This window comes from Ramlibacter sp. (assembly GCA_019635435.1).
Lineage (GTDB): Bacteria > Pseudomonadota > Gammaproteobacteria > Burkholderiales > Burkholderiaceae_C > JAHBZM01.
In genome coordinates, this window is sequence record JAHBZM010000001.1 from 686321 (window position 1) to 699645 (window position 13325).

At 66.7% G+C, this 13325-nt stretch carries 13 protein-coding genes; 9 read left to right on the forward strand and 4 right to left on the reverse strand.

All coding sequences use genetic code 11. The features are described from left to right. The first annotated feature begins 104 nt into the window (after positions 1–104). Genes yajC through KF796_03265 form a run of 4 tightly spaced genes read left to right on the forward strand, consistent with a single transcriptional unit; the run spans position 105 to position 5884 of the window. A complete protein-coding gene (gene yajC / locus KF796_03250) occupies positions 105–434 on the forward strand; it encodes a preprotein translocase subunit YajC (protein MBX3585637.1) in 330 nt (109 codons plus the stop codon). Between the two features lie 44 nt (positions 435–478). Next, positions 479–2359, forward strand: a complete 1881-nt coding sequence (secD, locus tag KF796_03255) for a protein translocase subunit SecD (protein ID MBX3585638.1) — start codon at positions 479–481, stop codon at positions 2357–2359. Positions 2360–2372: 13 nt separating this feature from the next. After that, positions 2373–3326, forward strand: coding sequence for a protein translocase subunit SecF (gene secF, locus KF796_03260; GenBank protein MBX3585639.1), 954 nt, complete (start codon positions 2373–2375; stop codon positions 3324–3326). A gap of 11 nt (positions 3327–3337) precedes the next feature. Further along, positions 3338–5884: a DUF1631 domain-containing protein gene (locus KF796_03265; protein ID MBX3585640.1), complete on the forward strand. Its 2547-nt coding sequence runs from the start codon at positions 3338–3340 to the stop codon at positions 5882–5884. A gap of 73 nt (positions 5885–5957) precedes the next feature. Here the strand turns inward: KF796_03265 and KF796_03270 are convergent, their stop codons facing one another. From KF796_03270 to KF796_03285, 4 genes are all read right to left on the reverse strand, one after another. Beyond that, positions 5958–6980, reverse strand: a complete 1023-nt coding sequence (locus KF796_03270) for a hypothetical protein (GenBank protein MBX3585641.1) — start codon at positions 6978–6980, stop codon at positions 5958–5960. A gap of 111 nt (positions 6981–7091) precedes the next feature. Beyond that, entirely contained in the window at positions 7092–7577 is a 486-nt protein-coding gene (locus tag KF796_03275) for a DUF494 domain-containing protein (GenBank protein ID MBX3585642.1), read from the reverse strand. Between the two features lie 49 nt (positions 7578–7626). Next, on the reverse strand, positions 7627–8766 hold the full coding sequence (gene dprA / locus KF796_03280; GenBank protein ID MBX3585643.1) for a DNA-processing protein DprA: 1140 nt from the start codon (positions 8764–8766) through the stop codon (positions 7627–7629). A gap of 21 nt (positions 8767–8787) precedes the next feature. After that, entirely contained in the window at positions 8788–10047 is a 1260-nt protein-coding gene (locus KF796_03285) for a LysM peptidoglycan-binding domain-containing protein (GenBank protein ID MBX3585644.1), read from the reverse strand. Positions 10048–10219: 172 nt separating this feature from the next. Here KF796_03285 and def point away from each other — a divergent pair, with 172 nt between their 5' ends. From def to KF796_03310, 5 genes are read left to right on the forward strand one after another with little or no spacing between them, the layout of a single operon-like run. Then, positions 10220–10732, forward strand: coding sequence for a peptide deformylase (gene def, locus KF796_03290; GenBank protein MBX3585645.1), 513 nt, complete (start codon positions 10220–10222; stop codon positions 10730–10732). Between the two features lie 31 nt (positions 10733–10763). Further along, positions 10764–11264, forward strand: a complete 501-nt coding sequence (locus KF796_03295; GenBank protein MBX3585646.1) for a hypothetical protein — start codon at positions 10764–10766, stop codon at positions 11262–11264. Positions 11265–11270: 6 nt separating this feature from the next. Next, positions 11271–12230 carry a methionyl-tRNA formyltransferase gene (fmt, locus tag KF796_03300; GenBank protein MBX3585647.1) on the forward strand — a complete coding sequence of 320 codons (960 nt, stop codon included), beginning with the start codon at positions 11271–11273 and terminating at the stop codon, positions 12228–12230. A gap of 58 nt (positions 12231–12288) precedes the next feature. After that, a complete protein-coding gene (locus KF796_03305) occupies positions 12289–12969 on the forward strand; it encodes an AzlC family ABC transporter permease (protein MBX3585648.1) in 681 nt (226 codons plus the stop codon). Beyond that, the gene (locus KF796_03310; GenBank protein ID MBX3585649.1) at positions 12966–13295 is read left to right on the forward strand and encodes an AzlD domain-containing protein; all 330 of its coding nucleotides are present in this window, start codon (positions 12966–12968) and stop codon (positions 13293–13295) included. The genes KF796_03305 and KF796_03310 overlap by 4 nt, the downstream gene beginning before the upstream one ends. Positions 13296–13325 lie beyond the last annotated feature (30 nt).

Here is a 13325-nt window from a genome sequence, read left to right on the forward strand (position 1 = left end):
ACTGCTGCCGGGCCGAATACAATCAGCGGCTCTCCCGTCCGTCCGCGCCTTGGTGCGCTGGCGTGTTTGCGGGCTTTTTGTGTTGATCACCCGTTGGAGTCGCCGTGTTCATTTCTTCCGCCTTTGCCCAGACAGCCCCCGCCGCCGGTGGCGGCGACATGATGTCGTCACTCACCAGCATGTTGCCGCTGGTGCTGATGTTTGTGGTGCTTTACTTTGTGATGATCCGCCCCCAGATGAAGCGCCAGAAGGAACACCGCGCCATGATCGAAGCGCTGGCCAAGGGCGACGAGGTGGCCACGGCAGGGGGCATGCTGGGCAAGGTGACCCAGCTCAGCGAAGGCTATCTGAGCATTGAAGTGGCTTCCGGTGTGGTGGTCCAGCTGCAGCGCAGCGCCGTTGTCCAGGTGCTGCCCAAGGGCACGATCAAGTAAGACAAGACGCGCGGCCTGAACGCGCGCACACCAGGTTAAAACAGATGAACCGTTATCCGGTCTGGAAGTACGCGATCATCGTGATCGCGATGCTGGTGGGGGCCATTTACACCCTGCCCAATTTCTTTGGCGAGGCGCCTGCCGTGCAAGTGTCCGCCGGCAAGTCGTTCATCAAGGTGGACAGCACGACCCAGACCCGGGTCGAGGAAGCCCTCAAGGCCGCAGGCATTGTTCCCGATGCGCTGACGTATGACGGCAACTCGATCAAGGTGCGGTTCAACTCCACCGACGTCCAGCTCAAGGCCAAGGACGCGATCCAGAAAGCCCTGATCCCGGACCCCGCCGATCCCGGCTATGTGGTGGCGCTGAACCTGCTGTCTAGGTCACCGGCCTGGCTGTCGGCTCTGCATGCCTCGCCGATGTACCTGGGGCTGGACCTGCGCGGCGGCGTTCATTTCATGCTCCAGGTCGACATGCAGGCTGCGCTGACCAAGAAGGCGGAAGCCTTTGCGGGCGACATCCGGTTCGGGTTGCGCGAGAAGAATGTGCGGCACGGCGGCATCGCGCGCAATGGGCAGGCCATCGAAATCCGGTTCCGGGACGCACAGACCCTGGAAGCCGCCAAGCGCCTGCTGGCCGACCAGTTCCCCGACCTCCAGTCCGTCGATGCGCCCGATGGCACCGAGTACAAGCTGACCTCCACCATCCGGCCCGAGGCGGCCCGGCGTGTCCAGGAGCAGGCCCTCAAGCAGAACATGGTGACCCTGCACAACCGGATCAATGAGCTGGGCGTGGCCGAGCCGGTGATCCAGCAGCAAGGCCTGGACCGCATCGTGGTGCAGTTGCCGGGCGTGCAGGACACCGCCAAGGCCAAGGACATCCTGGGGCGCACCGCCACCCTGGAAATGCGCCTGGTGGATGAAAGCTCCGAGGCCCGCGCGGCAGAACAGGGCACGGCACCGGTGCCTTTCGGCTCCGAGCGTTACCTGGAGCGCGACGGCCGCGCCGTGATCGTCAAGAAGCAGGTCATCCTCAGCGGTGACAGCCTGACCGACGCGCAACCCGGCTTTGACTCGCAGAGCCAGCAGCCCAAGGTGGACCTGACGGTGGACGCCAAGGGCGGGCGCATCATGCGCGACACCAGCCGCGAGAACCTCAAGAAGCGCATGGCGATCCTGTTGTTCGAAAAAGGCAAGGGCGAGGTGCTGACAGCGCCCGTGATCCAGAGCGAACTTGGCAACCGCTTCCAGATTTCCGGCTCGATGAGCGTGAACGAAGCCAATGACCTGGCCCTGCTGTTGCGGGCGGGCTCGCTGGCGGCCCCGATGGAAATCATCGAGGAGCGCACCATCGGCCCCAGCCTGGGGGCCGAGAACATCGCCAAGGGCTTTCACAGCGTGGCCTGGGGCTTTGCCGTGATCGTCGCCTTCATGGCGGTCTATTACATGCTCTTCGGGCTGTTCTCGGGGGTGGCGCTGGCCGTCAACCTGCTGTTGCTGGTGGCCGTGCTGTCCATGCTGCAGGCCACCCTGACCTTGCCTGGCATGGCGGCCATGGCGCTCGCCCTGGGCATGGCCATTGACTCCAACGTGCTGATCAATGAGCGGGTGCGCGAGGAACTGCGCAATGGCGCTTCGCCTCAGGCGGCCATCAATTCCGGCTACGACCGCGCCTGGGCGACCATTCTCGACTCCAACATCACCACCCTGATCGCCGGCCTGGCCCTGCTGGCGTTTGGCTCGGGGCCGGTGCGCGGCTTTGCGGTGGTTCACTGCATCGGCATCCTGACCTCGATGTTCTCGGCGGTCTTCTTTTCGCGCGGGCTGGTCAACTTCTGGTACGGGCGGCAAAAGAAGCTCAAGACCGTGTCCATCGGGACTGTCTGGCGGCCTTCGGCCAATGGCGCTATAACCAAGGCCGAGTGAGGGGAGAAAAACAATGGAATTCTTCAAAATACGCCGCGACATTCCGTTCATGAAGAACGCGTTGATCTTCAACGTGATCTCCTTCGTGACCTTTGCCGCCGCGGTTTTCTTTCTGGTCACGCGCGGGCTGAACCTCTCCGTGGAGTTCACGGGCGGCACGGTCATGGAGGTCAACTACGCGCAGTCGGCCGAGATTGAAAAGGTGCGCGGCACGGTCGCCGGACTGGGGTACACCGATGTCCAGGTCCAGAACTTCGGGACGGCCCGTGACGTGATGATCCGGCTGCCGGCACAAAAAGGCGTGAGTTCCGCGCAACAGAGCGACAAAGTCATCGCCGCGCTCAAGGCCGCCGACCCCGGTGTCACGCTGCGCCGCACCGAATTCGTCGGCCCGCAGGTGGGCGATGAACTCGCCACCGATGGCCTCAAGGCCCTGGGCATGGTGGTGGTCGGCATCATGATCTACCTGGCGTTCCGCTTCGAGTGGAAGTTCGCCGTGGCGGCCATCATCGCCAACCTGCACGACGTGGTGATCATCCTGGGCTTTTTTGCATTCTTCCAGTGGGAGTTTTCGCTGGCCGTGCTGGCCGCGGTTCTGGCGGTGCTGGGATACTCGGTCAACGAGTCTGTTGTCATTTTTGACCGGATTCGTGAAAACTTCCGCCGTTACCGGAAGATGGACACGGTCCAGGTGATTGACAACGCCATCACTTCCACCATCAGCCGTACCATCATCACCCACGGTTCCACCCAGATCATGGTGTTGTCAATGCTGCTGTTTGGCGGTCCCACGCTGTTCTATTTCGCCCTGGCGCTCACCATTGGCATCTGCTTTGGCATCTATTCCTCGGTGTTCGTGGCCGCCGCCATCGCCATGTGGCTGGGCATCAAGCGCGAGGACATGGTCAAGGCGCCCGTCAGGAAAGAAGGCGACCCCAACGATCCGAATGCAGGTGCGACGGTCTGAAGGAAAAGTTCTTGGCCGCCACACCGCCCTCTCTTGCCAATTCGGCAGTTGCGCGTCAGGCGCGGGAGCGGTTCATTGCCTACGCGGAACCGGTCATGGGGCCGATGTCGGAAGCCATCCGGGCGCGGCTGATCGAGTCGGTTGACCAAAGTGCCAGCACGCGTGAAATGCAGGACCGCAGGGATGCGATGCTGGATTTTGACCGCCTGTGCAAGGCCTGGATCGAGGGGGCGCCCAAGGCCTGGCGCCGCGCGCTGATCCCGCCCACCGCCACGGCGCGCGTTCGTCTGGAAGCGGCCAATCTCGAACTGATTGGCGACGAGGTGGTCGAGAAGAAGATCCTGGCGTCGCGGCTCGCGCTGTCGGTGCTGGACAAGGTGTCCTGGGAACTCAATGACCTGCGCCTGCGGATCCAGCACCTCGAGGGCGGCGACGACCTCGCGTCCCACGATGTGCTGCGCCCCGAAGTGATCTCCCAACTGCTCGTGGAGCAGTGGAGTTCGGCCGGGCTGTCGCGCGACACCTGGGGCCTGGCCAAGGACGAGATCCAGAAACACATGGTCGAGCGCCTGGTCGAGGCTTACCGGCTGACCAACGAATTCCTCGTCGACAAAGGCGTTCTCCCGGATATCGAGCTGGCCGCACGGGTCAAGCGTGCCAATGCGCCTGCGTCCCAGCGCCCCGCGGCCGGACAGGGGCAACCCGGAGATACCGGGGCAGGCACCACCGGGTTCTCCGGCACCGGGCCCGGTGGCGGCTATGGCGGTGGAGCGGGTGGCGGGTCAGGCGCCAATGGCGGCCCAGGGGGCGGCAACGTTGGTGCGCCGGGCCATCCCGGAGCCTCGGGCGGCGGCTACTCCGGCTATGGTGGCGGTGGCGCGATGGGTTCTGGCCGGGAGGGCGCGGGCGCTTCGGGCGCCGGGGCCCAGGGGGGCGGATCGGGTGGAAGCGCCGGTGCTTTCGCTGGCGGTGGCGGGAATGGTTCCGCGGGCGGCTATGGCGCCAGCGCCTACGCGCAAAGCAGGCAGGGCCCCGCCGATGAAACCCGCATGCTGACCGCCAGCACCCCGCTGGCGCGAGCCCGCATGCGGGCCTCGGGCGTGGTGGGACAGCTCAAGCGGTTGCTGACCGAGCGCGTCGCGGGCTTCGATGCCGGCCACGCGACGCGGCCATCGCCGGCGCTGGCCGAGGCCATGAGCCACGAAGCCGCGACCCAGGTGGCCGACGGGACCGTCCATGAGGTGATGGTCTACGATGACGTGGGCGTTGAACAGGTCGCCACCGCACTGCGCCAGCGCACCGGCGAGCTCAAGAAAAAGGCCGCCACCTCGACCGAGAAGGCGACCATCGAAATTGTGGCCCTGATGTTCCAGAGCATCCTGGCCGAGGAACGGATTCCGCCCGCGGTGCGGGTCTGGTTTGCGCGGCTTCAGATGCCCGTGCTGCGCGTCGCGCTGTCGGAGCCCGAGTTCTTCGGCACCCTGCAGCACCCGGCCCGGCAGCTGATCGACCGGATGGGCTCCTGCGTCATGGGCTTTGACGCCAGCGCCATTGGTGGCAGTGCGCTGGAGACCGAGATCAAGCGCGTGGTCCAGGTGATCGAGCAATACCCCGAGACCGGCCGCCGCGTCTTTCAGCTCGTCTATGACGAGTTCCAGAAATTCCTTTCCAAATTCCTCACGGGGAAAGAGGCAACGCAGCGGCTGGTGAGCGTGGCCCAGCAGGTTGAGCAGAAGGAAACGATGGCGGTGCAGTACACCATCGAGATGCGCAACATGCTCAACGACATCCCGGTGCGCGAGGAAATCCGCGAGTTCCTGTTCAAGGTCTGGGCCGAGGTGCTGGCGGTGGCCGCGGTCAAGAGCGGCCCCCAGCATGAAGACACGATCGCGCTCAAGAAATCGGCCTCCGACCTGGTCTGGGCCGCGAGCGCCAAGCCCAACCGCAATGACCGCGCGCGCGTGATCCAGGACCTGCCCAAGCTGCTGCAGCGCCTGCGCCAGGGCATGACCCTGCTGGGCGTGCAGGGGTCCGCTCAGGAAGCCCACATCAAGATCATCGGCGACACGCTGGCCGATGCCTTCCTGTCCAAGACCGAGGCGATCCCGCAGGCGCGCATCGAAGCCATGGCCAAGCGGCTCGCGAACCTCGAGGACTTCGTCACCGACGACCAGTCAGGGGATTTGCCGCTGGATGCGGAGAGCATCGAGTTGATGCTGGGCATCGATGCGTCGACCATCGAGGTGGTGGCCGACGGCGGCTCCAAGCCCAGCGCCGCCATGCTGGGCTGGGCCCAGGAGCTGCAGACCGGAACCTGGTTCACGCTGGACCACAACGGCAAGACCAACCAGGTGCAGTACGCCTGGTGCAGCGACCGCAAGCAGTTGCACCTGTTTGCCTCGACCGACGGGCGCAGCTTCCTCATCCAGGCGCGGCGGCTCGCGGCCTACCTGCAGGCCGGCCTGCTGGTGCCGGCCGAGGAAGAGGGCCTGACCGTGCGCGCCACCCGCGACGCGCTGGCCAAGCTCGATGCCAACCCGGAGCGCCTGCTCAGCTGAATTCGGAACGCGAAGCAAAAAAAAGCCGCAGGTCCTGCGGCTTTTTTTGTTGGCCAGAGGCCTTCGGGCTTGCTTATTGCAGAGTCACCGTGGTTGCGCCGGCGGCACAGGTGGGCGAGTAGGTGTACTGCAGGTTTGCCGCGCCGGCGATGCCACCCTGGCCCGCAATGGCCTGGCTCAGGCTTGCGTTGCCACTGGTGCAGGACCCTGCCGCGATGCCCGAAATGCAGAAGTTGAGGTTCAGAGGCACGCTGATGCCGCCCGCCGCCACGGTTCCGCTGACTGCCACGCCGCAGGTTCCCGAGCCTCCGCCCGCGCCCGTGCCGCCCACCGCCAGGCCCGAACCGTCAAAGTTGAAGGTGAGCGTGCCGGCGGGATTGGAGGTCTTGTAGGCCGCGTTGAACAGGGAGGTGAAGCTGGTCCACTGCTGCGCGGTGAACGTGGTGCTGGTGAAGGTCTGCAGCGTGATGGCATTGGTCGCCAGGTATTGGGACAGGCCGCGCAACACCTGGCCGTAGGTGTTGGTCGAGCCGGTCACCACCGGCAGCGTGTTGAGGTTGGGCACCTGGAACTGGGCGGCGATGCTGGTCGCCTTGACGCCGTAGGCGCTGGCCGTGACCCCGGTGGTGACGTTGCCGAAAGCGTAGGTGTAGGCCAGCGTGGTCAGCGGCGTGACATAGCCCTGCACGGTGCCCCCGTTGACGGTGACCACGTTGCGCAGCGGCGTGGTGAGGGAGGTGGTGAGACCCGTCGCCTCGTCCACATAGCTGCCGCCGGTGATCTCGATGATGACGTCACCCGATGCCGCCGGCACGCTGAGGCTGTAGGTCCCGTCTGCGCTGGTGCCGCCGGTTGCCAGCGTGGCGCCCGTCGTGGCGTTCTTGATGGTGACCGTGGCATTGGCGACCGGCCCCTTGACCGCAGCACCCGATACCACGGTGGCGGCCGGCGCGGGCGAGGGCGACGGGGAGGGAGAAGGCGACGGCGTGGGCGTGGCGGCGACCGTGCTGTCACTGCTGCCGCCGCAGGCCGACAGGCCCATGGCAGCGACGCAGGAGAAAAGGACAACCAAGCGTTGGCGGGAAGAAGAGGTCATGTCAGGCTCCAAAGTACAACAAAGACGTTGGGCCTAGGTTAGGCAGCTTTCAGGCGGAAACCTATCCCTCGTTTGAGGGGGTTCCCGTGTAAAGCCGGGTGGCAGCCGCGCTCAGTGGGCGATGCGCAGCTCGGTGTCGTCGCAGAGTTCGTCGAGAACCAGCGCGTCGGGCTCCTCGCCGAAACTCCAGTAAACCATCAGGATGATGATCTTGAGGTCGTCCAGCGAGATCGGGTCACCCGGGGCGGCCATGGCACGGTCAATGACGATTTCGCGCATGGGCGCGGGCAGCACCCCGGCGCTTTCCAGAAAAGTCACAAAACTCAGGGCCTCGGCACCCAGGTGGTCCTGCTCCGCGACGGAGTAGATGCGCATGCTGTCGGGCGATTGCCCGTAGCCGAGGGGGTCATCGGTCGCGGGGGGCTGCAGCTGCGTGCCCTGGGCGGCAATGTGAAGGCCATTGAGCCAGGTCAGGGCCTGCTGGATTTCATCGGCGTCGAACCCGACCGCGCTCAGCTTGCGTCCCAGTTGTTCCGGCTCGGGACACGCATCGCCTCGCCAGTAGTTTTCGTAGACGAACACCAGCACTTCAAACATGGCCCCAATCTAGCACAGAAACCGCCGGGCCCGGCCCGGGGCCCGGGGATCAGACCGAGGCCATGCGCTGGAACAGGCCGCCGGGCAGCCGCGCGACCACCCCGTCAAGTTCCAGTTCCAGCAGCTGGGCCTGCAGGGTGGCGGCGTCTGTGCCGGTGCGGGCCACCAGGGCATCGATGCTGACAGGGTCGAAGCCCAGCGCCAGCAGCAGCGGGGATTCCGGGTCATTGGGGCTGCTGGTCCCCGCCAGCCGGCCACTGTCTGCTATCAAAGCAGGAGCAAAGCCGGGTCCCAGTTCTTCCAGGATGTCCTGTGCCGATTCCACCAGCTTGGCCCCCTGCTTGATCAGCGAGTGGCAGCCGCGGGACTGGGGGGAATGGATGGAGCCGGGAATGGCAAACACGTCCTTGCCCTGCTCCAGCGCCTGCCGCGCCGTGATCAGCGATCCCGACTGCAGCGCGGCCTCCACCACCAGGGTGCCCCGGCTCAGGCCCGAGATCAGGCGGTTGCGCTTGGGAAAATTGGGCGCCAGAGGGGGTGTTCCCAGCGGGTACTCGCTGAGCAGCAGCCCCTGGCGCGCAATGGCCCGGGCCAGCGCCAGGTGCCGCTTGGGGTAGACGCGGTCCAGTCCCGTGCCCACCACGGCGATGGTGGCAAGCTGGCCGGGTGTCGCGCCGTCCAGCGCGCCCTGGTGGGCGGCGCCGTCCACCCCGAGCGCGAGGCCCGACACCACGGTGAGGCCGGATCCGGCCAGCGCCTGGGCAAACTGGCGTGCATTGGTCTCGCCCTGGGGCGTGGGGTTGCGGCTGCCCACCACGGCGATGCCCTGGGCCACGGCCTGGGGCGCCAGGTCCACGCCCATCAGGTAGAGCACCAGCGGTGGGTCTTCCAGGGCCAGCAGGGGCTCGGGGTACTCGGGGCTGCCGAGCACGGCGATGCGGCGGCGCACGCCGTCCTCGCTCGAGCGCAGCCAGTCCAGCGTGGTGTCCAGCAGGGCGGTCAGGCCCTCCGGCTCGGCCTGAAGCGCCTGGGCCTGGGCCGCACTGACCACCTGGCGCAGCGCCGGCGCGGGCTGGTCAAAGATGCTTTCCGGCAGACCGAAAGCGGCGAGCAGCTTGCGGGCGCTGCCGTTGCCGACCCCGTCGGTCAGCGTCAGCCGCAGCCAGGCTGCGAGTTCGTCGCGGTCCACGGGAGCCAGGAATGCAGGGTTTTAGCGGGGGTTGGCGACGCGGTCGCCGATTTTCACGCCATCGGAGATTTCGAGAATCAGCGCATAGGACAGCTTCTCGAAGGGGCGGAACACCATCAGCAGGCCATTGCGCTCGTCGGGCAGCTTGATCGCGGTGGGCTTGCCGGGCTGGGTCCGGTCGACCAGGCTCTGGCCGTCCTTGAGGATTGCCAGCACATGGCCGCTCTCGATGCCGTCGGCGGTGCCGCGGTTGATCACGACGATCTGGTTCTGCGCGGCATTGGCCACGGCCGTGCCATACATCGACACGATCGCGCCCTCGACCTTGTTCTCGGGCGCGCGCGGCACATAGCTCACCAGCTCGCGCGGCGGCTCGGGCAGCAGCCGGTCGCCGGTGCGCATTTCTTCCTTGGACGACACGATGTCGATCGTCGCGGGCACGGCTGTGCTCTGGGTCTTGCCTTCCGTGTCGGTCACGCTGCGGGTGCTTTCGCTGCGCACCAGCACCGCCTTGCCGACGTATTGGGCCTCGTAGCCCAGCACGGCCTTGGTGACGGGGTCGCGTAGCGCGGTGGCGTTGCGGAACACGCGGAAATCATTGGCCTTGCCCTTGCCCAGCATCATCGGGGTCTCGGCGTTGCCCCGGGCATAGGCGCGATCGCCGCGGCTCAGGAGCACGCGGCCTTCCTGCGTTGCAACGATCCGCGGCGCGGCTTCCAGCACGCCCTCGTTGACGATCACCGGCTCCGCCAGGAAGGGCTCGATCAGGTGGGTCTGCAGGGTCGGGATGGCGCTGTCGGCCAGGGTTTCGTAGCGGGTGCGCGGCGACACCCGCACCGTTTCGGTGGGGGGCACGCCGTCGGTCGAGCCGCTGCCGGCCTGCCCCATGCGCAGGCGGGCCAGCCCGTTGGCCTTGTCCAGGAACAGCTGTTGGCCCGGGAAGATGAGGTGGGGGTTGCGGATTTCCTGCAGGTTCATGCCCCACAGCTCGGGCCAGCGCCAGGGGCTTTTGAGGAACAGGCCCGAGATGGCCCACAGCGTGTCGCCGGACTTGACCGTGTAGCTGTCGGGGGCGTTGGCGGCCAGCTCGCTCAGCGGGACGCCGGCCTGGGCCACTTGCTGGGCCGTGGCTTTCTGGCCGGGCGTGATCGGGAAATTCTGGGCCTGGGCCGGGGTGATCGCCGCCAGGGCGCCCAGCACGGCCCAGCCGCCCAGACGCCGCAGGGCAGATCCTGCCCCCGAGGTTTGCGCCATCATCTGTTTTTTCCTGTCTTGCTGCATTCCATGCCCCCGGGGAACCGGCCCGCCTTGTTCAGGCGCGGGTCGGTCAGAAGTCTTCATAAATCACTGGCGATTTTGCGCTCAAGCCCTTGATTGGGCAACGTTTATAGCCTTTTGCCGATGCCAGGAAAGCCAAAAGTAGCGAAAATAGCGACATTGACCGCGAGATTTCATGGCCCTTCTTCCCATTCTTTGTTACCCAGACCCCAGGCTGCACACGGTGGCCAAGCCCGTGCAGGCGGTGGACGACCGCATCAAGGCGCTGATCGCCGACATGCTGGACACCATGTACGACGCCAACGGCATCGGCCTGGCGGCCACGCAGATCGACGTGCATGAACGCCTGATCGTGATCGATGTGTCGGAAGGGCGCAACGAGCCCCTGGTGCTGATCAACCCCGACATCATCTGGGCCAGCCCCGACAAGCAGATCAACGACGAGGGCTGTCTCTCGGTGCCCGGCATCTATGACGGCGTGGCGCGTGCCTCGGCCATCAAGGTCACCGCGCTGGATGGCCAGGGCGTGTCGCGCACGCTGGAGGCCGAGGGCCTGCTGGCGGTCTGCATCCAGCATGAGATGGACCACCTGCTGGGCAAGGTGTTTGTGGAGTACCTGTCACCGCTCAAGCGCAACCGCATCAAGAACAAGATGCTCAAGGCGCGGCGCGAGGCAGAGCGCGCCTGACGCGCCGGGCAGCGCCATGTTGTCGTTCCTGATGACTTTGCCGCGGCGGCGCCTGGCGCCGGCCCTGCTGGGCGCGGCCTGGCTGGCCTGCGGCTGCGCCGTTACGCCCGTGACCGGCTACGGCGTGGCGCCCGGAACCTCCCGCGAGGCCGTGCTGGCCCGGCTCGGGGCGCCCACGCGCAGTGTGCCCCTGGCCACGGGCGAACGCCTGCAGTACTCGCTGCAGCCCGCAGGGCAGGCCGCCTACATGGTGGACCTGGACGCCGCGGGCAAGGTCGTGGCTTCGCGCCAGGTGCTCACGCCGGCTGACTTTGCCCGCATTGTGGAAGGCCAGTGGCGCCGCGCCGATGTCGAGCGCGAGTTCGGCCCGTCGGCCCGCGTTGACCACATTGGCAACTGGCGCGGCGACATCCTGACCTACCGCTGGAGCGATGGCAGCGACATGTTTTTCTGGGTCTACCTTGACCCGCGTGACGTGGTCCAGCGCACCCAGCAGGGAATGGAATTCGTCAATGCACCGGACCGGGAGTAGGGGCTGATGCGCGTCATCTTCGCGGGCACGCCCGAGTTTGCGCGCGAGGCGCTGCAGCGGCTGCTGGCGGCCGGCTTCCAGGTGCCGCTGGTGCTGACCCAGCCCGACCGCCCCGCCGGCCGCGGCCTGAAGCTGCAGGCCTCGCCGGTCAAGCAACTGGCGCAGCAACAGCACATTTCCCTGGCCCAGCCGCGCAGCCTGCGGCTGGACGGCAAATACCCCGAAGACGCCGCCGCGGCCAAAGCGGCGATTGAAGCCGCGCGGGCCGACGTGATGGTGGTGGCGGCCTATGGCCTGATCCTGCCGCAGTGGGTGCTGGACACCCCGCCGCTGGGTTGCCTGAACATCCACGCCTCGCTCTTGCCGCGCTGGCGCGGCGCCGCGCCGATCCACCGCGCCGTCGAGGCGGGCGATGCGCAAACCGGCATCACCATCATGCAGATGGACGCGGGGCTGGACACCGGCGACATGCTGCTGGTGGAAAAGCTCGCGCTGGCACCCGATGAGACCACGGGTTCCCTGCACGACAAGCTCGCCACGCTGGGCGGCCGCCTGGTGGTGGAAGCGCTGGAGATGGCCGCCTGCGGCGGATTCACTCCCGTGAAGCAGCCTGATCAGGGCGTGACCTATGCACACAAGGTCGAGAAGGCCCAGGCCCGGGTCGACTGGTCGCAGCCGGCCGCCGTGATTGACCGGCGGGTTCGTGCCTTCAACCCGTTCCCTGGCGCCTTCACCGAGCTGGAGGGTGAGACCTTCAAGCTGTTTTGCTCCCAAATTGAGAGCAAAGAGTGCCCGGCTGGCGTGGACTCTGGCACAATTTTGTCTGCAACCCCTGATGGCATCGAGGTCGCCTGCGGCGCTGGCGTGCTGCGCCTGACCGAGCTGCAGCGCGCGGGCGGCAAGCGGCTGGCCGTGGCCGATTTTTTGCGCGGCTTTGATCTCAAGCCCGGCATGGCGTTTTCCTGACGTGTTCTTCCTGCGGACCCATTACACCCACCCCGCGTTCCGCGAGGGCGCGCGCGACATGTGGCCCCAGGCGCCGGGCATCGCCGCCTGGGGCCTGATGACCGGCGTGGCCATGGTCAAGTCCGGCATGAGCGTGTTCGAGTCCCTGCTGATGGCGCTGCTGGTGTTCGCTGGCAGTTCGCAGCTGGCCTCGATCCCGCTGATCGTCGCGGGCGCGCCGCTGTGGGTGATCCTGGCGACCGGTTTTTGCGTGAACCTGCGCTTTGTGGTGTTCAGCCTGCACCTGCGCCCCTACCTCATGCACCTGCCGCTGTGGCAGCGCCTGACGCACGGCTACCTCACCGCCGACCTGAGCTATGTGCTGTTCACGCGGCGCTATCCCCAGCCGGCGGCCGAGCCGGCCGCGCGGCTGGCGCAGGAGTCCTACCTGGCCGGCAACTGCTTCATCAACTGGGCCAGCTGGGTGGGTGCCAGCGTGGTCGGGATTGCGCTGGCCAACTTCATCCCCACCCACTGGGGCCTGGGCTTTGCCGGCATCCTGTGCCTGGTGGGCATCCTCTGTTCGCTGGCCAGCACGCGGCTGCGCATGGTGTCGGCCGCCGTGGCGGGTGCGGCCGCGGTCGCTGCCTGGACCCTGCCGCTGAAGCTCAACATCGTGGTGGCCATCGGCGTCGCCGTGATCCTGTGCCTGACGCTGGAGCGACCCCAGCCGCCCGGCGCGCAGGAAGCCGCCTCATGACCGACCTGTGGACGCTCGCCGTGATCCTGGGCCTGGCCTGCGTGACCGTGCTGGCGCGCAGCTTCTTTTTCATCTCCAGCAAGGACTGGGCGCTGCCGCGCTGGGCCCAGCGTGGCCTGCAGTACGCGCCCATCGCGGCGCTGTCGGCCGTGGTGGTGCCCGAGGTGGTGATGACCCAGGGCCACCTGGTGGCCACCTGGCAGGACGCGCGCCTGTTCTCGGCCGCCGCCGGCGCGGCCGCCTACTTCTGGCGCCGCGACGTGCTGGTCACCATCGTGGCCGGCATGGCCGTTTACCTGCCGCTGCACATCGTTCTGGGTTGGTAACTCCCCGCCAGGCCTGCCTTCTAGAATCGT